General features: G+C 51.2%; 15 protein-coding genes. 14 read left to right on the plus strand and 1 reads right to left on the minus strand.

Annotated features, from left to right (window positions below; translation table 11 throughout):
* Positions 1 to 144 precede the first annotated feature (144 nt).
* The 5 genes from ACOQPM_RS17160 (at position 145) to ndk (ending at position 11,725) form a co-directional block, all read left to right on the plus strand.
* On the plus strand, positions 145 to 912 hold the full coding sequence (locus ACOQPM_RS17160) for a hypothetical protein (RefSeq protein WP_420630497.1): 768 nt from the start codon (positions 145 to 147) through the stop codon (positions 910 to 912).
* Positions 913 to 1,198: 286 nt separating this feature from the next.
* Positions 1,199 to 3,505: a sodium-translocating pyrophosphatase gene (locus ACOQPM_RS17165; RefSeq protein ID WP_420630498.1), complete on the plus strand. Its 2,307-nt coding sequence runs from the start codon at positions 1,199 to 1,201 to the stop codon at positions 3,503 to 3,505.
* Positions 3,506 to 3,633: 128 nt separating this feature from the next.
* Positions 3,634 to 4,671: a histone deacetylase gene (locus ACOQPM_RS17170; protein ID WP_420630499.1), complete on the plus strand. Its 1,038-nt coding sequence runs from the start codon at positions 3,634 to 3,636 to the stop codon at positions 4,669 to 4,671.
* Positions 4,672 to 4,749: 78 nt separating this feature from the next.
* Positions 4,750 to 10,998: a tetratricopeptide repeat protein gene (locus ACOQPM_RS17175; RefSeq protein WP_420630500.1), complete on the plus strand. Its 6,249-nt coding sequence runs from the start codon at positions 4,750 to 4,752 to the stop codon at positions 10,996 to 10,998.
* 277 nt (positions 10,999 to 11,275) lie between these two features.
* Positions 11,276 to 11,725, plus strand: a complete 450-nt coding sequence (gene ndk / locus ACOQPM_RS17180; RefSeq protein WP_420630501.1) for a nucleoside-diphosphate kinase — start codon at positions 11,276 to 11,278, stop codon at positions 11,723 to 11,725.
* Between the two features lie 124 nt (positions 11,726 to 11,849).
* Here the strand turns inward: ndk and rsfS are convergent, their stop codons facing one another.
* Positions 11,850 to 12,248, minus strand: coding sequence for a ribosome silencing factor (gene rsfS, locus ACOQPM_RS17185; protein ID WP_420630502.1), 399 nt, complete (start codon positions 12,246 to 12,248; stop codon positions 11,850 to 11,852).
* 134 nt (positions 12,249 to 12,382) lie between these two features.
* On the opposite strand from rsfS, the gene ACOQPM_RS17190 reads away from it, so the two are divergent.
* From ACOQPM_RS17190 to ACOQPM_RS17230, 9 genes are all read left to right on the plus strand, one after another.
* Entirely contained in the window at positions 12,383 to 12,850 is a 468-nt protein-coding gene (locus ACOQPM_RS17190) for a DNA-3-methyladenine glycosylase I (RefSeq protein ID WP_420630503.1), read from the plus strand.
* Between the two features lie 95 nt (positions 12,851 to 12,945).
* Entirely contained in the window at positions 12,946 to 14,178 is a 1,233-nt protein-coding gene (gene xseA, locus ACOQPM_RS17195; RefSeq protein ID WP_420630504.1) for an exodeoxyribonuclease VII large subunit, read from the plus strand.
* 63 nt (positions 14,179 to 14,241) lie between these two features.
* The gene (locus ACOQPM_RS17200; RefSeq protein WP_420630505.1) at positions 14,242 to 15,222 is read left to right on the plus strand and encodes a 2-hydroxyacid dehydrogenase; all 981 of its coding nucleotides are present in this window, start codon (positions 14,242 to 14,244) and stop codon (positions 15,220 to 15,222) included.
* Positions 15,223 to 15,292: 70 nt separating this feature from the next.
* Positions 15,293 to 15,751 carry an NUDIX domain-containing protein gene (locus ACOQPM_RS17205; protein ID WP_420630506.1) on the plus strand — a complete coding sequence of 153 codons (459 nt, stop codon included), beginning with the start codon at positions 15,293 to 15,295 and terminating at the stop codon, positions 15,749 to 15,751.
* 107 nt (positions 15,752 to 15,858) lie between these two features.
* Positions 15,859 to 16,080 carry an exodeoxyribonuclease VII small subunit gene (locus ACOQPM_RS17210; RefSeq protein ID WP_420630507.1) on the plus strand — a complete coding sequence of 74 codons (222 nt, stop codon included), beginning with the start codon at positions 15,859 to 15,861 and terminating at the stop codon, positions 16,078 to 16,080.
* A gap of 156 nt (positions 16,081 to 16,236) precedes the next feature.
* Entirely contained in the window at positions 16,237 to 16,800 is a 564-nt protein-coding gene (locus tag ACOQPM_RS17215) for a zf-TFIIB domain-containing protein (protein ID WP_420630508.1), read from the plus strand.
* 22 nt (positions 16,801 to 16,822) lie between these two features.
* Entirely contained in the window at positions 16,823 to 17,728 is a 906-nt protein-coding gene (gene ftsY / locus ACOQPM_RS17220; protein WP_420630509.1) for a signal recognition particle-docking protein FtsY, read from the plus strand.
* 86 nt (positions 17,729 to 17,814) lie between these two features.
* Positions 17,815 to 18,919, plus strand: a protein-coding gene (gene prfB, locus ACOQPM_RS17225; protein WP_420630510.1) for a peptide chain release factor 2 whose coding sequence is annotated in 2 segments (ribosomal slippage) — positions 17,815 to 17,880 and positions 17,882 to 18,919 — 1,104 coding nt in all. Because the reading frame shifts where the segments join, the coding sequence is not laid out codon by codon here.
* An 89-nt stretch (positions 18,920 to 19,008) separates the two neighbouring features.
* The coding region (locus ACOQPM_RS17230; RefSeq protein WP_420630511.1) for a hypothetical protein at positions 19,009 to 19,510 on the plus strand (502 nt) is incomplete at its 3' end.

Genomic DNA, 19,510 nt, shown 5'->3' on the forward strand with positions numbered 1-19,510 from the left:
TATGATTTGCTTGATTGCGAATACGTGACAATAGTCACCCACACAATCCGCCTATTGTTACTACTCCATTTTGCCTAAAAAAAGGAAGATAGCACCAGATTTTGTTAGATTACACCCTTGCAAGAAAAGGAAGCTGAAACCCTCATGACTGTACATCTGTATTTTTCGCTTATCCCTGAGGCCCTCATCGCCTCCATGTTGCCGCCAGAAGAGTTTGGCACCTACTATGCTGTTGGTACACACAAAAAACTACATGGTCAAGCCATGTTTGTTGAGTTAGACCCTAACTTTCGACACGACTTTTTTAAGATTGAAGCAGGCATAGCGCGTTGTGTTCCCCACAAAGATGGTACGCCAAAACGCTCTGTTTACATCTCTACTTACCGCGTTTTAGAACATATTCCTCTGGAAGCCATGAAGCAACTCTACTTGGTTACCGCTTATGGCGAAGTGCTCGCATTAGATCAGGCACAAACTTTGCCAGAGCAAACCGGGGACTTGAATATGTACCAGGAAATTGCCCCCGTGCATCCATTGGTTGTTAGCCGTTTGAGTGCTGGCGAATATCACGCATTTCTGACCCAAAACCCAGAGAGTATGGTTCATTTCCCGGCTATTTGCTTTGTAGATTTGCAGCTTGGCGAATTAGCAAGTGACCCTGAACATGGGGCAATCCGCGATTTGCCCTATAAATATATTCATCACCTGCGTGAATGTTTGCTGGAGGTAAGAGCAAAGCCGATCCATTCAAAAATAGTGAACCGGGTAGAGTCTGTGGAATACCCATACCGGATGATTAAAAACGGCATCTATTTAGGAAATAGCAATGGACTTGTTTATTTCCCGTTGCCGTCCCGCCAGGAACTGCGTGGTAAATATTACCGCTGGTGGCGTTCGGCCAATCAATCATAGCTTTGTTCTAGCTATTTAGAAGCTTCTTGTAGAGCCTGGGAGAATGACTTCCAGGCTCTTTTTATTTACCACGTATTTATAATTTTCTCCTCTGTTAGCAAGGGGAAAATTATTGACATTGCTTGTGACATTCGTTACAATCGCCCGCTTGATGTTTCCCAACTTTTGCATGTGGTGGAAATATCAGTAGGTTATCGTTGACCAGGAATTTTAAAAATTTAGCGGGCATGACCCGCTTTTTGTTTGCCAAAAAGATTTTTTGAGAAGAGGAGGCATTAGAAAGTTTATGCAACATGCACTATTTCTTGCACAGACCGCGAATGAACGCGCTGACTTGCCCCTAATTTGGTGGCTAGGGCCAATTGGGGCTGTTTTGGCGTTGGTATACGCTTGGTATTTTTATACCCAGGTAATGAAAGAAAGCGAAGGCACAGAGAAGATGGTTGAAATTGCCCAGGCAGTTCGTGAAGGGGCAATGGCTTATCTTAAACGACAGTACCGCGCTGTTGGGCTTGTGTTTGCTGGTTTGTTTATCATTTTTATTATTTTGGCGCTGCTTGAATTGCAAAATCCCATCGTGCCGGTGGCTTTTCTGACCGGTGGTTTTTTCTCTGGCTTGTGCGGCTTCTTTGGAATGAAGACGGCGACCAACGCTTCTGCGCGGGCGGCGAATGCAGCTAGAAATAGCCTGAACGGTGGTTTGCAGATTGCGCTGCGGGCTGGGGCTGTGATGGGTCTTGTGGTAGTCGGTTTTGCGCTGCTAGACATTACAGTCTGGTTTTTGGTTTTGTACTATTTTCCTCCGGCCGAGTTTATCCGCGAGGCGATTAACCCATTGCCACAAATTACGGCGACCATGCTGAGCTTTGGTATGGGGGCTTCTACGCAAGCGTTGTTTGCTCGCGTGGGTGGCGGTATTTACACTAAGGCAGCCGACGTAGGTGCTGACCTAGTGGGTAAAGTTGAAGCGGGCATCCCTGAAGATGATCCGCGTAACCCGGCGACGATTGCCGACAATGTTGGTGACAACGTGGGTGATGTGGCTGGTATGGGTGCTGACCTGTACGAATCGTATGCGGGGTCTATTTTGGCAACGGCCGCTTTAGGTGTGGCTGCTGTTGTTGTGGGTGGGGCTACTTTGTTTGATGGCCAGACCCCAACCGTGCTGGATCAGATGGATTTGCAATTGAAATACATCGCTGCGCCCATTGTAATTGCCGCAATTGGTGTGGCACTCTCTATTTTGGGTGTTTATTTAGTTCGCGCCGATGACGGTGCTACGCAAGGGCAATTAATAAATGCCTTGAGCCGTGGGCTTTATGGCAGTTCGATTGGTATTGCCATTCTGTCTTTGCCCGTTGTGCTCATACTGGATTTGCCCAATGCCATTCAGGTGTGGGTTTCCATTTTGGTTGGTTTGGTTGTAGGCATTATCGTGGGGAAGGCGACAGAATATTACACGTCTCATGCGTTCAAACCAACGCGCAATATTGCTGAACAGGCGGCAACCAGCCCAGCTACCTTGCTGATTGAAGGGCTGGCTGTGGGTATGGAATCGGCCGGAATACCGGTTTTGGCAATTGTGATTGGCATTGCCGTTAGCTTCTACTCGATAGGTGGTGTGGATAATATCTCCATGGGTCTGTATGGGGTTGGCATTGCGGCCGTGGGTATGCTTTCTACCTTGGGTTTTACTCTGGCTACCGATGCCTATGGTCCCATCGCCGATAACGCGGGTGGTAATGCAGAAATGGCAGGTCTGGACCCCAGTGTGCGCGAAAAGACGGATCAGTTGGATGCTGTGGGTAACACAACGGCCGCAATGGGCAAAGGGTTTGCGATTGGTTCTGCTGCGTTGACATCGTTGGCGCTATTGTCTGCCTACCTAGAAGAGATTCGCCTTTCTTTGACGCTGCACGGGGGCGGAGAAGCATTAATGGTAAACGGCCGTGCCGTTGATGTGTGGCGCATGGAAGATTTTATGGATTTCTATGACGTCACCATTCTGAATCCCGCTGTGCTGATTGGTATATTTATCGGGGCCACTACTGCATTTTACTTCGCCGCCATGACGATGCGGGCGGTTGGCCGCGCTGCAGGCGGCATGGTTGAGGAAGTCCGTCGGCAGTTCCGCGAAGCCCCCGGCATTTTGGAAGGGACCGCCCGTCCAGATTACGCTCGGTGTGTAGAAATTAGTACGGCCGCTGCCCAACGAGAAATGATAGCACCCTCTGTGTTGGCATTGATCGTGCCAGTTTTGGTAGGCGTTTTGTTTGGTGTGGCTGGTGTTTTGGGACTGCTGGGCGGTACCCTAACCGCTGGCTTTGCCCTGGCGGTGATGATGGCCAACGCTGGTGGTGCCTGGGACAATGCCAAGAAATATATCGAAGAAGGGCATCATGGCGGCAAAGGTTCAGAAGCGCATAAGGGCGCGGTCATTGGCGACACCGTTGGCGATCCCTTTAAGGATACATCCGGGCCCTCGTTGAACATTTTGATTAAGCTCATGTCTATGGCTTCGGTTGTGTTTGCTGGTTTAGTTACCTTCTTTGGTGATGGCGTTGGCCTGATTTCTTTGTGGTTTGGTGGCTAATTTCACCACTCTGCTACTTTAATTTTTGAGGGTACGGCCGTTTACGGCCGTACCCTTTTTTGTTTATCTGCTTTTTGGGGAGTGGTATAATACCAACTGACCTTTTCGCAAACTGACCTGGAGAAACGATGACGACTGCCGCTATTTATGTCCCTGCCGTTGCCCACACTAAAACGGGCCATCCCGAAAACCAGGGACGTATCAACCAACTATTGCCCTTCCTCGATCAATCTGGCATGTTGCCGAATTTGCAGTTGTTAGAGCCAGTGAGCGCCACTATCCAGCAGCTGCGGCGCATCCATGCCCCTACGCTCATCGAGCGTATTCGGGAAGTAGCCACGACTGGTGGAGGCGCATTGGATCATGGAGATACGTACGCCACGCCGCAAAGTTATGATTTGGCCCGATTAGCAGCAGGGGCGACAATGACGGCCGTTGATCAGATCATGACCGGGCAGGTGAAAAATGGGTTTGCGCTCGTTCGCCCGCCAGGCCATCATGCTGAATTTGGCCGAATTAGCGGCTTTTGCCTGTTTAACAACGTGGCCGCCGCCGCCCGACAAGCTCAGTCAGCGCATGGCGTGAAGCGCATCCTCATTTTGGATTTTGACGTGCATCACGGCAATGGCACGCAAGACATTTTTTACGATGATGATTCGGTCATGTTTATTTCTACCCACCTCTTTTTGCCGCGCATGTTTTATCCTGGCACTGGCGATTTTCAGGAGTTGGGCAATGGTTTTGGGCATGGCTACACGGTCAATGTACCGTTGATGCCCAATGTGGGGGATGTGGGGTACGGTCGTATCTTTGATGAACTCATTCAACCGCTGGCACGCCAATTTAAGCCGGAGCTTATTTTGGTTTCGGCTGGGTACGATGCTCATTGGCAAGACCCACTGGCAATGGCGGGGCTGAGTCTCACCGGGTATGCTCAAATGTCTCGCATGTTGGTAGCGTTGGCGGAAGAGTTGGCAAACGGCCGTATCCTCTTCGTTTTAGAAGGCGGCTACCAGGTGCAGGCACTCTCCTATGGCATTCTGAACACATTTTACGCCCTCACTGGCCAAGACCAAATTGTGGACCCACTTGGCACAATGCCCCACGAAGAACACGACGTTTCACACTTGCTGAATCAGCTAAAACGGCATCACTTGATTTATTAAGGGAAACTTTGCATAATATTTATGTAAATCACAAAAAGAAACGAGATGTAAACTTAGCTGTGAATTTGAGGCAAAAACGTGACTTCAATTCTTTTACACGAATATGTAGAACAGGTTGAAACCCTAGTTGATGCCAGTCGTCTGGTTGAAGCAATTGAACATTGTCGCCATATTTTGCACCATTACCCCCGCCATATAGACACCTACCGGGTGATGGGTAAGGCATTGTTGGAAAAGCAAGATTATGATGCCGCCGCCGACCTGTTTCTACGCATTTTAGGTGCTGATCCCAATGATTTTATTAGCCATGTCGGCCTTTCCATCGTTTATCAGGAGGAGAGCCAGTACGATCAGGCTCTGTGGCATCTAGAGCGGGCGTTTGAGATTCAACCATACAATGTGGCCATTCAGGGTGAACTGCGCCAGCTTTATGCGGTAGAAACTGAAACGCGCCCCGGCGTTATTCCCCTCACACGGGGCGCATTGGCTCGGCTCTACATGCAGGGGGAGCTTTACCAGCAAGCCATCTCGGAACTGCGACGCATTTTGGCAGATGAACCTGAACGAATGGATTTGCAGGTGCTTTTGGCAGAAGCATTGTGGCGCGATGACCAACGCATTGATGCAGAAGAAGTATGCCTAAAGGTTTTGGAAGAGCTGCCAAATTGCATTGTTTTGAATGCGATTCTGGCTGAAATTTGGCTGCAAACAGGGCGCATTCCCGAAGCGCAAAAATATTTAAAACGCCTGCATGGATTGACTTGGCAAACCCAAAAATCACTGCAAAAAGAGTCTATTGCTGGCCGTGCCTTTGCCTCAGAAGGTGCTTTTCCTTTGCCCGAAGAGGCGTCACTAGAATTTTTGGAGACGGGCACGGTTGTTCCAGACAAACCTGCTGAACCCACTGATGATTGGGTAGGCGAAGTGACATTTGACGATGCGGCGGATGCCAGTGACCACGTAGATGATATTGTTTTAGAACCAGAAAGTGGCATGCACAGCTATGATTGGCTGGCAGATATTGGTGCCGCAGATGAAGATGAAACGGCCGCTTCCGAACAAAAGACAAGCGAAACCGACTGGTTCTCCCAGACCAATGCCAAAGACGCGCTGAATTTATCAACTAGTGAACTCAATGCAGATTGGCTGGCTGACCTCCGCGGTGAAGTGAACGAAGAAGATGAGTCTGGCTTCCAGCCGTTGGAGATGGACTCTGAGCCAGGTGACGAGGCGACAGAGGCTACACAGGATGATTCCGATTGGTTCACGGCCGATGGCGAATTTTCTGATGAGCTTTTTGCTGAGCTAGCAGATTCTACAGGTGCGCCAACTACGGAGGATACGGCCGTAGAGAGCGACCACGACTGGCTCAAAGATCTTGCTGATGTTGAGAGTGAAGAAAGCTCAGAACCGGAAGGAAAATCGGGCATCCAGATTGACGCAACCAACCTGATGGATGAAAGTTTAATGGATTGGGATCAACTAGAAAGCGATCCCAATATTGTGCAAGAGCCCAAAACCCCGTTTTGGCTGTCTGAAATGGCAGGCGAATCTGTGGATGCTGTAGAGCTAAATCCCGAAGAAGCGTTGGAGTGGTTGGTTGAGCCAGAAGAAGCCCCTGAAGCTGAAACAGTCAATGAAGATTCGGCAAGTGAAGGTACAGATACACCTCAAGACCCAGTTGAATCTCAGGATGCTTCACCGGAGACGGTGGAAGAGTCGCTGGATTGGCTCGACGAAATTAGCAGCGAAGACTCAGCCGAGCTACCTGTTGAGGATGCTGTTGGGCCAACGGCCGTTCTTGACCCCAATGAACAAAGTGACCTTCCTGAAATGCCAGACCTGACTGACACAGACAGTCTAGGCGAGGCCGATGATTGGTTGGCTGCTCTAACAGAAGGCACCATTGAAGAAGAAATCAGTTGGGATGGTGATGAAGGGGAACACAAAGCAGAAGACATTCAGCTAGATGCTACAACCGATGAGTTAGCCTCCTTGAGTGACGATGAAGATTGGCTGGAATCGGCCTCTGCCGATTTAGAAACCATCCTTGAAGCGACGAAATCCGAAGAAGAAGAGTTTCCCAACCTCTTGATTCCCGATATGGAAGGAGCCGAAATTGAGGAGATTCCAGATTGGCTGCACACTGAGAGTTTAGACCATTCAGAAGAAGCGGAGACCGCAATGAGTAGTGAAAATGATCCCCAGGAAAAGCCACAGGCAGACGAACCGGAAGTAGAACCTTCGGAAACGGGCGCTCAGAATGATGAGCAAGATGCGCTCGATTGGTTAGCAGATTTAACCGACGAAGACCAAGCAGAGGCAGATGTACCGCTTGAGCCTCCAATTGCCACCGAAGGGATGCCCAGTTGGCTGGATGAAGTGGGTGAAAAAGCAGACGTAGAAGTGGTTGATGAATGGGATTCAGAATCAGCCGATATACCCGACTGGCTGCAAGACCCTGTAGAACTGTCTGACCTGGATGACGATATTTTAGACAAAAGTGAAGAAATAGAAGAAATTGGTTTAACCGGATTGCTTTCAGAAATGGACGTATCTGACGAAGCAGTTCCCTTAGATGATATGGATTCGCTATTTTCTGACTGGTCAGATGAAGATGGAGACGGTAGCCTGACAGAGCTATTGGGTGAAATGGGGCTAGAAGAATCGGCCGCAGCAGATGACGATGACCTGAGCGGCTTCTTGGCCGACGACGTAGCCGATAGTCCGGCACAGGATGACGATTTTGTGGGCTTGGGCGAGCTGGCGGATGAAGAAGTAAGTCTCACAGCTATGCTGTCTGAAATAGAAGTAGGAGAGGACGAGGCTGCGCCCACGGCCGTTTCTGATGAAGCCGACGATGATTGGTTGGGTGAATTAACCGCCGCAACCGATGGTGACGATGATTGGCTAGCCGATCTTACCGAAGGAACCGATGAAGCAGCCGAGCCAGACACATTGGCAGGCGCGGAAGAAGCTGAAGCAGAATTGGGATTGACCGGCATGTTGGCCAATTTATGGCCCGATGAAGATGATGCGTTAGACGAAACTGGTTTATCAGAAACGGCCGTTTCTGACCCCACAGACGCTGAACCGGGCAAGCTGGCAACCGACGAACTTGGCCTGACAGAGCTGCTGGCTGGCATTGAATATGCTGAAGATGTCGTTGATTCACGACCAGAACTGCCGGAGCTGGATGAGCCTGTCGAGCCATCGCTCACCGAGATTTTAACAGATATGGAAACGGAGCCAGACGCGCCAGAACCTGACGAGGCAGCCCCCATTTCTGCCGAAGACACGACCTGGTTAACACAGCTAGAAGCCGATACCGGTGCGCTGCAAGAACAGGAAGATTCGGTGGATATGGCCGAAGAAACTGGCCTGGATTGGTTGACCCTGCCCGATGAACCAGAAGAGATGCTGCCAGAAGATATACAAGAGGAGTCCCCAGCGCTGGACGAGCCAGAAGTCGTGGTAGAACAAGACAGCACGCCAGAAGATTGGGATGATGCTATGTCCTGGTTAGAAGAGTTGGCAGCGCAGCAAGAAGACCCAGTGGGTGAACTGCCCAGTGTAGCTGAAAACATGCTCGATGAAGAGCTGGATACCAGCGAAGCCCTGCAGATGGAAGCGCCTGTTGAGGATGAAGAATTTACAGGCGGCACAGATTGGCTGGATGACCTGACAGGTGACGTAACAGAGAGCGAAGAGGAGGCTGTTGATCCAGCACTGTTGGCAGAAACCAGGGTGATAGATGAAATACCCTTGGATGCGGATGAGACGGCCGTTCCCCTTGACGAATCCGCAGACGAAGACGACCCGCTGGCAGGGTGGGAGGACGACAGCGAAATGTCGTGGCTGGATGAATTGGCTACCGACCGACTGCCGGAAACGGCCGTTGACGACGACAATATGTTGGGTGATTTATTTGATGACGTGACTGATGAGATGGAAACGGCCGTGGACGAAGCCGAAACCATCCCCGACCCAATTGAGGCCACAGCCCAAGAAGAAGCCGACGATGCGAGCTGGCTAGACGAACTGGTGACCGACGATGAAGTTGATGCTGATGACATTGGCTGGTTAGACACCATTGTAGACGCAGACGAAGAAGAAACCGAGACGGTTGCCCAGGAATTGCCAGATGTAGAAGCTGAATTGGTAGAAGAGGTCACAGAGCCAGAAGAAGTGCCCCCAACGACAGGCGTCGCGGGCGTTACGGATGCTTTAAAAGCAGATGATGGTCTGGACGAGGCGGAAGCCGATTTGGAAGAGGCGTTGGCCTGGCTTGATGAACTAGAGGAAGAGCCAGAGGCGACGCTACCAGACGAAGCACCACCCACCATCGTCACCCCGCCAGAACCGCACGACCTGCCTGAGCTGACCGTGGACAAAGAAACGCCAGAGACCGTGGTGCTGGCGCCAGAGCCAGATGAATTGACGCTTGCTTTAGAGCGATTGGAGCAGCAGGTGAAAGATGAGGGAATTGCTGTGCCTGAAACAGGCGTGTTCCCCATCATGCTTTCAGATGAAGAGCTACATGCCGCGCTAGATTGGATAGAGCAGAGCGAATCTGCGCCGGAAACGGCCGCCCCGATAGTTGATGAGCCCGTAGAAGATGCTGCCGATTCTGACCCAGTTTTGGAAGATGATGATCTGTCTCGGATGGCTGATGATCCCGAAGCGTGGTTGGAAGACCTGCTCAGTGACGATACCGCGCTAGATGTTGAGATAGAGCCGCCGCCAATCAAGCCCAGCGAAGATGCTGTGTTTGTGACCGATACTGTGGTTGAGGCTGAACCAGAAGATGTTGATATTGTCGAGCCAGAAACGGCCGATTCCTTGCTAGATGATGTGCCGTTGGAAGGGATGCCTGATGATCCCGATGCGGCGGTTGCCTGGCTAGATCAGCTTGTAAGTGGTGATGATGCCCTGGATATCGAGATGGAGCCGCCGCCCATTAAGCCCAGCGAAGATGCCGTATTTGTTACCGACGATGCGCCTCAAGAGGAAACAGAAATAGTTGAAGCTGCTCCAGAACCAGAATCGCTTGCAGAGGCGGCCCCAACTATGGAAGACGATCCCGAAGCGTGGCTGGAGCAAATGCTCAGTGGCGATTTGGCGATGGATGTAGAAATGGAACCGCCGCCAATCAAGCCCAGCGAAGATGCCGTGTTTGTTACCGATGATGCCCCGCCAGCAGAAACGGCCGAAGCTGCGCCGAGTCCAGAAGAGATCGAAGCGCTTGAAGAAGTCGTTGAGGAGCCAGAGACTATCGCTGAGCCGCAGATTGCTCATGCAGAAGACGCGGAAGAAGCCACGCTTGACCTCGGCGACATGGAAGATGACCCTGAGGCGTGGTTGGAGCAAATGCTAAGTGACGATTTGGCGATGGATGTGGAAATGGAACCGCCGCCAATCAAGCCCAGCGACGATGCCGTATTTGTCACCGACGATGCGCCACAGGCATCAGAACCGGAAGCGAGTGTCGAGCCGGCGACTGACTTGCTAGAATCGGATACGCCCGATGCAGAGGCAGAACCGACAGATGACATCATCGCCGAAGTGCCAGACGATCCGGATGAGGCCATGGCGTGGTTAGAGCAGTTGGCAGCGCGTCAGGGGGCAGATTTAGAGGAATTGCCATCCGTCACTGATGAGGCAGATTTGCTTGATGAGCCAGAAATGCCCGATTGGATGGAGCAAGATTTAGCAGAGCTAGATGCTGAGCCAGACGAGGCCGTAGCAGAGGCGCCAGCCGCCGAAGAAATTGCTGATGTTTCGGTTGACACAGGCGATTTGGCAGATGAGGATGTTGATTCGGAATTGCCAGACTGGCTGGACAGCAGCGATGAGCGTCCCGTTGTTGGTGAAACGGATTGGTTGCGAACGTTGCCAGATGTTGATATGGATTCATGGCTATCGGCTGAGGCAGAGGCCGCTACGATTGAGCCGGAGGAAGAGATTCAGCTACCGGATACAGGGCCCTTGCGCTCTACGCCAACGGATACTGACCCATTGCTGGAGGATGAACTGTTCGAGCCTGTCATTGAGCCATCTTCTGGTGCCTACAGCGTGGATGAAGCGAAGTTGGGTGTGGCTCAGGAAGCGCTGGCTGACGGCCGTATTGATGAAGCCGTTACGGAATATAAAACGTTGGTGGCTGAAGGCTCCGGTATGATGGCCATTATTGCTGAATTGGAGCAAGCGGCTGATGCCCATCCGCAGGCGCCAGCACTCTTCCAGGTTTTGGGTGATGCCTACATGCGAAATGGTCAGTTGCAAAAAGCGTTGGCCGCTTACCGTTCGGCACTTAACCAGATGTAGCAGGGTTTTTCAAAAGTCCGTATTATAAGCCAATGGTACGCGGAAAACGCGGATAAATCATTGGTTTTCCGCATTTTCTGTGCGCGTCCGCGTCCGTTTTTTGATGGCGCTGGACTACTGAAAAGCCGTACCAGATGTAGATTTTGGTTTGCGATTTTGGCTTGTTTGGGTGACAATTGAGCCATCGTAGGCAAGTAAGTTACAAATTTGAAAAGGCAGCGAAGCTTGAGCAAGCTGCCTTTTTTTGCGTCAAAATTCAAAAAATGGAGCAATGAAGATGGAACGTACATTAATTTTGGTAAAACCAGACGGCGTGCAGCGTGGTCTGATGGGTGAAATTGTGGCTCGGTTTGAGCGGCGTGGTCTTAAGCTCATCGGCATGAAATTTATTCAAATGGATGAAGCATTGGCTAATCAGCATTACGCGGTGCATAGAGAACGGCCGTTCTTCAACGATCTTGTCTCTTACATTACTTCTGGCCCTGTGTTGGCAATGGTGTGGGAAGGTAACGATGCCGTGGCTGCGGCCCGTGCCACCATCGGTGCGACCAAGCCCGTAGAAGCTGCTCCCGGCAGCATTCGCGGTGACTTTGGCATGGAAATCGGCCGTAACTTGGTTCACGGCTCAGATAGTCCGGAGAATGGCATCAAAGAGGCCAGCCTCTTCTTCCAGCCAGGCGAACTGGTTAGCTGGAGCCGCGCCACCGAAAGCTGGATTTGCGAGTAATAATTCACGACGATTTAGTGCCTGATGCCGAGGCGACGCTTCATTCAGGCTTATACTGAGTAGCCGATCAAAAAAGCCCGACCGCGCTATATACAGGTCGGGCTTTTGGCTTCTCTAGTAGAACTTATTGCATTCGCATCACAACGTGGGCTTCGTCCCATAAGCCTTCCAAGTCATAGTAATGGCGCATGTCAGGGGAAAAAAGATGAACCAACAGATCGCCAAAATCAACCAAAACCCAGCCCGATTCTGGCGAGCCTTCAATGGTATTGGTTAACGCTTTCGCTTTTTGTTTGGCATCTTGGGCAACGCTGTTGGCCATTGCTCTCAATTGGCGATCATTTTCCCCATTACAAATGAGGAAATAGTCGGCGAAAATCGCCTGTTCCCGTAAATCTAGCAACGTGATGTTGCTCCCCTTTTTGTCTACAATTGTGTCCACTAGCAAATGTGCTAATTCTAAACTTTCCAGTTCTTCACCTCCAAGTGAGTAATTCTTCAGAATTACCTGCGATTGTAGCATGGAGCCGGAACTGCTGACAAGATGTGGTTGCACCTTCAGAAGGAGCGTTTTACAATTAGAGCGAATGTTCTATTTGACCTTTGGTAACTGAGGATTCTTTCCGCGCAGTAAGAAACTAAAATATGGAGGTGCTTGTGTCTGAACCACAATATGAAATTCCGCCCCGTGCCGTGCCTGAAAATGATGCCGGCTATTTTGAGAAGATTACCCAAGCCGTGTTTCAGGCTGGTTTTAGCTGGAAGGTAATTCGCAACAAGTGGCCTGGCTTTCAGAACGCGTTTGCCCAGTTTGATGTGGATCAAGTAGCAGCATTTACCCCTGAAGATGTGGAGCGACTGGTAGAGGACAAGGGAATTGTGCGTAACGGCCGTAAAATTGAAGCCACCATCGCCAACGCCCATATCTGCCAGGAACTTATTGCCGAGCATGGCTCCTTCCACAACTATTTGCGTACGATGGACGGCCAGCCGTATGCTAAGCGCGAGAAGCAGTTTTGCAAAAAGTTCAAGTTTATGGGACCGATGGGCGCTTACTTCTTCTTTTGGTCGGTGGGCGAAGATGTGCCAGAATACCACGAATGGCGCGCCCAAAATGAAAAATAGACTTTTGAAGTTTCCATGTCTCAAGTGTCAACGATAGCGAAAACTTCAAAAGTCTTTAGCGGAACCCGAAAATCCGCGCAATCCGTGGCAAAATAATGGCATTTTTACGCAGCGATAACTTTGCCTCAGAATCCTGGACTGTTTCTGAGCTAACCCAATACATCCGCGAACTGTTTGAGATTGATTACCGCTTGCAAGATTTGGAAGTGAGCGGTGAGATTTCCAACTTCAGCCGCGCTCGGTCAGGGCATTTATACTTTACGTTGAAGGACACCAAAGCGCAGCTGAAATGCGTGATGTGGCGCAGCGCGGCGGAGCGGCTGCGGTTTGTGCCAAAGGATGGGGATGCGGTGGTGGTAAACGGCCGTATCTCCGTCTACGAGGCCAATGGCGTGTACCAGCTCTACGCCGAAAAAATGTCGCCGCTGGGTCAGGGGGATTTGGCCGCTGCTTTTGAGGAACTCAAGGCACGATTGGCCGATGAAGGGCTGTTTGATGCCGAATTAAAGAAACCGGTTCCCCGATTTCCGCGCAAAATTGGCATTGTCACCTCGGCAGATGCGGCCGCTTTGCGCGACATCATCAACGTGCTGCGCCGCCGCTACCCGCTGGTTTCTGTGCTTATTGCCCCCACGCTGGTGCAGGGAGCCGATGCGCCACTCCAAATTGTGCGGGCGCTGCGCTGGCTAGACGGCCGTCACGATATTGACACAATCATCGTAGCGCGGGGCGGCGGCTCGATGGAGGATTTGTGGGCGTTCAACGACGAAGGGGTGGCGCGGGCTATTTTTGCCGCGCAGCATCCCGTCGTCAGCGGGGTAGGGCATGAGGTGGATTTCACCATTGCCGATTTTGTGGCCGATTTACGTGCCCCCACGCCCTCGGCGGCGGCAGAGTTGGCGGTGCCAGATGTGAGTGAGCTACGGCCGTACTTCACCACCATTCAGCAGCAGATGAAAAATATGATTTTGGAGCGCACCGGCCACTATCGTTGGCAGGTGCAAACGCTCAGGCGGTCGCTCAATCATTTGAGTCCGCAGGTGGGTATTGCGGGCAATCGGCAGCGACTGGATGGCTGGCAAGCCCGGCTGGAGCGGGCAATGCAGCAGCGGCTGGACCAATCGCGCCATCGCCTAAATTTACTGCAAACCCGGTTAACGGCCGTTAGCCCCACAGCCACTTTGGAGCGGGGCTATGCCATTGTGCGGGACGGGGACGGCCGTATCGTTCGAACCCCCACCGCTGTGAAAAGTGGCGACCCGCTCACCGTGCAGGTTCGGGATGGCCAGTTTGGCGTCACCGTAGACCATGTGGGTCAAGATGGATGAAATAGTTAGTGCGAATTGCGTATTGCGTAAATTTACGCAATTCGCAATATATGAGAGAATTAAATGGCCAAAATTCTCATTACCCAGCACATTGGCGAGGCGGGCGTGCAAAAGCTGCGCGAGGCCGGGCATGAGGTGACTTATCGTGACGAAACCGAGCCAATGACGCTTGCTGAACTGCAAACGGCCGTTCGCTACACCGAAGGTTTGGTTTGTTTGCTGACGGATAAGGTGGATACGGCCGTTCTTGATGCCGCTCCACATTTAAAAATGATCGCCAACGTCGCCGTCGGCTACGATAACATTGACGTGGGGGTGGCCAGCAAGCGCGGCATTTTGGTCAGCAACACGCCCGACGTACTTACCGAGACCACCGCCGACCATGCCTTTGCCCTCCTGCTAGCCATCGCCCGCCGCGTGCCGGAGGCAGATGCGTTTATGCGGGCGGGGAGCTATGAAAAGTTTGAGATGTTCCCACCGCTTTTGGGATTAGACGTGTATGGCAAAACGTTGGGCGTTGTGGGGATGGGGCGCATTGGTGCGGCCGTTGCCCGGCGCGGTGCATTAGGGTTTGGGATGAAGGTTTTGTATACGGCCAATGGGGTGAAAACGGCCGTTGAACAAGAACTCAGCGCACAAAAAGCCACCTTACCTGAGCTGCTGCGCCAAAGCGATTTTGTCAGCATCAATGTGCCGCTTACGCCAGAAACGCACCATCTGTTCACGCTAGAAACCTTCCGACAGATGAAGCCGACTGCCTGCCTCATCAACACCGCTCGTGGCCCCGTCATCAAGGAAGATGATCTGCTGGTGGCACTGCGCGAGGGCATCATTTGGGGCGCGGCATTGGACGTGTTTGAGGCAGAGCCCAAAATGGCACCAGGGCTGGCCGAATATCATGAGCGACTGGTTGTTGCGCCCCATCTGGGCAGCGCCACTGGGGAAACACGGCAAAAAATGGTGGAAACGGCCGTAACTAATTTGCTCGCCGGTCTTGCAGGCCAACCACCACCCAACGCCCTCAACGCAGAGCAGTTGCCATGATTTCTCTGCGCCTCTGTGTGTCTTCTTCGTGTAACTTTATGTTCCGCTTTTTTATGCCAAAGGTGGCGGAGTGAAGCTGAAATGGCGCATACTTTACCTGCTGGCTCGTTGCTACTGGCGTATTTTCAAGCCGCTTACGCTAGGTGTGAAGCTGATGCTCATCGAGGATGACGCCATTTGGCTGGTGCAGCACAGCTACCAGCCCGGCTGGTTTTTGCCGGGCGGTGGGGTAAAGCGGAATGAGATGTTGGAAACGGCCGTTCGCCGCGAAGCAGAAGAAGAATTAGGTGCAGACCTGCAAGATTTACAACTTTTTAGCGTTTACACCAACGCCAGCGAATACAAAAATGACCATATTGTTGTATTTGTCAGCAAAACATTTACTGTGGGGCAAACCGACAAAGCCGAAATCAGCGCTGTGCAAAAGTTCCCGCTGCGGCAGCTGCCAGCAGACGTTTCTCGTGGCACCCGGCGGCGTATTGAGGAATTTGTAAACGGCCGTACCCAAGCCGAGGTAGGTGTCTGGTAGACGAATAGGGGCGAGGCGGTGCGGAAAATACTGTAGGATAAGCAAATTGCCTGTTCTACGCACCGCCTCGCCCTCTCGCCCAAACCCGCAAAAAAATGGAGAAAACAATGAGCGAAGAAGCCCAAAAATTATCGTTTGAAGATGCCCTGGCCGAGCTGGAAAAAATCGTTGCCGAACTGGAATCTGGCGATTTAACGTTGGAAGCCTCCCTCGATTTGTTTGAAAAAGGACAAAAGCTCGCCCAGCAATGTAACGTGCAGTTGGAAACGGCCGTACTCCGCATCGAGCAACTCACCAGCGACGGAGAAATTGTCGAGCTAGATCTCTAGCCCCTCAATTGTCAGCCCTCCCAACTGTCGCTATACTCGCTTCCAATTGATTGAACAAAGAAATTTTTAGACGCGCCAATTTTGAAGTCTGTACGTATAGAGAGCAATGCGTTTATCCTAAAAAGTCGCAAAGCTATATGCTAAAGGATTATAAAAATGAAGCGTTGCCCTCTTTGTTCAACCGAGTTAAACCGTACATTACTAGAAGCGAATTTGCCTGCATTTAGCTGCCCTGGGTGTCATGGCTTGTGGGTTTCGTCAAACGAATATTTGTCATGGTTGTCACCTGATTTCAGCTACCCTATTTCTGAGCTTGATATTGCCCGCGAATTTGATACGCCTTATCCGGTAGCAGATAATAATCAGGCCATTTTTTGTCCAGATTGTGGCCGTTTTTTAAGAAGATTCCAAATTTGGCCCAATCACAAATTTCACCTTGATCGATGCGGTAGCTGTAATGGGATCTGGTTCGACCGAAACGAGTGGCAAACATTGCAAGCCCAAAACCTTCATAAGCAAATCAATATTTTCTTTACTGAGGCATGGCAAGAGAAATTACGTAGTAAAGAGATGAAACAGCGATTTGAAAATATGTATTTGGAGCTGTTTGGTTTTGAAGATTATGAAAAAATAAAATCGATCCGTCATTGGTTAACAGAACATCCCAACGGGAATAGATTAATCGCTTACCTTACTGACAGAGATCCTTACAAAGGTTAACAACGCAAAAAAGGAATAACAGTTGTTCAAAAGCATACGAGATTCATTAAGCCGCACCCGCAACACCGTTTTTGGCCAGATTGCCAATGTGCTTGGTACGGGCGACATTACCGAAGAAACCTGGGAAGATTTAGAAGCATTGCTGGTGCAAGCCGATGTGGGCGTGCCCACCACGCTGGCCGTTGTCGAAGCGCTGCAAGAGCGCGTGACAAAAGAGGGGCTCTACAAAGCAGAACAGCTCACCGAAGCACTCAAACAAGAGCTGCGTAGCGTGCTAACCGATCCGCCACCATTTGAACTGGAAAATCCACGCCAATTAACAATCGTGATGATTGTGGGGGTCAACGGCTCTGGCAAGACAACCACCATTGGCAAATTATCTGCTCATTATCAAAATAAGGGGCGCAAAATCATCCTGGCCGCGGCAGATACTTTCCGCGCCGCCGCCATTGACCAGCTAAAAATTTGGGGCGAGCGTGCTGATGTGCCGGTAATTGCCGGGCAGCCCAACGGCGACCCTGGCGCGGTGGCATATGACGGCATTCGCGCCGCCCGCGCCCGCGGCTACGACACCTTACTTATTGATACGGCGGGCCGTCTGCACACCAAGTTCAATCTGATGCGCGAACTGGAAAAAGTGTATGGCGTATGTAAAAAGAGCGTCCACGCTGCTCCGCACGAGGTGCTGCTGGTGCTAGATGCCCCAACCGGCCAAAACGCACTCATCCAGGCGCAAAAATTTAAAGAATCGGTGCATGTGACAGGCGTAATTCTCACCAAGTTGGACAGCACGGCCAAAGGCGGTATGGTGTTTGCCATCTACCGCGAGCTGGGGCTGCCGGTGCGCTTCATTGGCACGGGCGAGCGTATTGAGGATTTGGCTCCCTTTGATCCGGATCAATTTATTGATGGGTTGTTTGGAGATTAGAAATCGGCCAGTCTCCAATCTCTAATCTCTTTGTTGGGATCGATTTGAGATCGTTGTGACTGCATAATGGAAGGAAAACGTTTGGTATGAATGAATTAGCTGAGAAATTAACCAACTTGCAACAAACGGTGAACTTGCTGCGGAGGCGGCTTTGACGTACCTGCCAAAGCGTTAAAAGTTGCCCAATTGGAGGAGGTAGCGGCCGCTCCGGGCTTTTGGGATGATTCTACGGCCGCTCAAGCCAAAATGCGTGAGTTAACCAAATTACGGAATCAAGTAACCGTGTGGGAAACGCTTAGTCAGCAGTTAAATGATGCAACAGAGCTTGTGGAACTGGGTGACGATGAGCTTCTAGGCGATTTATCGAACGAAGTCGAGAGTTTGGAAGCACAAATTGCTGAACTTGAATTTCAAACCCTTTTTTCTGGCCAATATGATGATGAAGATTGCATTTTGGCTATTCATGCGGGGGCGGGTGGCACGGAAGCCCAAGATTGGGCGCAGATGCTGGAAAGAATGTTTATGCGCTGGGCAGATTCGCACGAATTGGTGGTAGACATCGTGGATGAAAGTGCCGGTGACGAGGCTGGGTTAAAGAGTGTGATGATGGCGGTGAAGGGTAGTTACGCCTACGGCCGTCTCCAATCGGAACGGGGTGTACACCGCCTAGTACGCATCTCGCCTTACGACTCCTCCAGCCGCCGCCATACCTCTTTTGCCAAAGTAGAAGTGTGGCCCGACGTGGCCGAAGATATTGAGATTGAGATTGATGAGAAAGATTTGCGGATTGATCGGTTCAAGGCGAGTGGGGCAGGTGGCCAACATGTGCAAAAGAACGAAACGGCCGTTCGCATCACCCACATACCCACCGGCATTGTCGTCTCTTGTCAAAACCAGCGGTCACTCACCCAAAATCGGGAGATGGCCATGAAAATCCTTAAGGCGCAGCTTTTTGATTTGGAGCAGCGCAAGCAGGAAGCAGAAATGGCCGCGCTAAAGGGCGAAGATGTAGATGCAGGTTGGGGCAGCCAAATTCGCTCCTACGTGCTGCATCCCTACAAAATGGTAAAAGACCACCGCACCAATTTTGAGGTTGGCAATGCCCAGGCGGTGCTGGACGGCCGTTTGGATGATTTTATGGAAGCATACCTAAAACAAAAAGTGGGCCAAACCACTGAACCCACTCCTTAACTGAATTTTGCCACAGAGAGCACAGAGCGAAGAGAGAAAAAGCATGGCTCTCTATGTTCTCTGTGGCCAATTATTATCGGAGGCAAATCATGGCAAAAGACCCAAAAAGACAACGACCAGGTGGTCGCCGCAAGCGCAGTTCATTAGGTGAAAAAATGAACAGGACGGCCCGGAAGCGGCGGGTACGGCCGTCTGCCAGAGCCAATGCACGCAAAGCAGCCATCAACAAGCGACCCATGCCCAAACCGCCCGCACGCCGCCCGGTAAAACGTGCTGCAGCCCGCACAGGTGCCGCAGCAGCCGTTTCTGCCGAATTGGCCTCCAAAATTGACCGCATTCAGGACAAATTTGAGCGGCTGGAATCACAAGCGCAGTTAGAGGATATTTATACGGCCGTTGGCGACATTGATAACAAACTCACCAGTCTGCCTTTTGACCTGGAAGCACTTCGAGACCGAGGATACGTTCACTCTGGCCAGTTAGAAGACAAGCTTGAAGCACTCGACGATCAATGGGATGAACTGCGCCCCCGCGTAGAAAAAGCAATTACAGAGCAGGTCAACCGACTAGATCGGGAGCTAGATCAGACTG

Origin of the sequence: Candidatus Leptofilum sp. (assembly GCF_965223525.1) — a bacterium.
GTDB lineage: Bacteria > Chloroflexota > Anaerolineae > Promineifilales > Promineifilaceae > Leptofilum.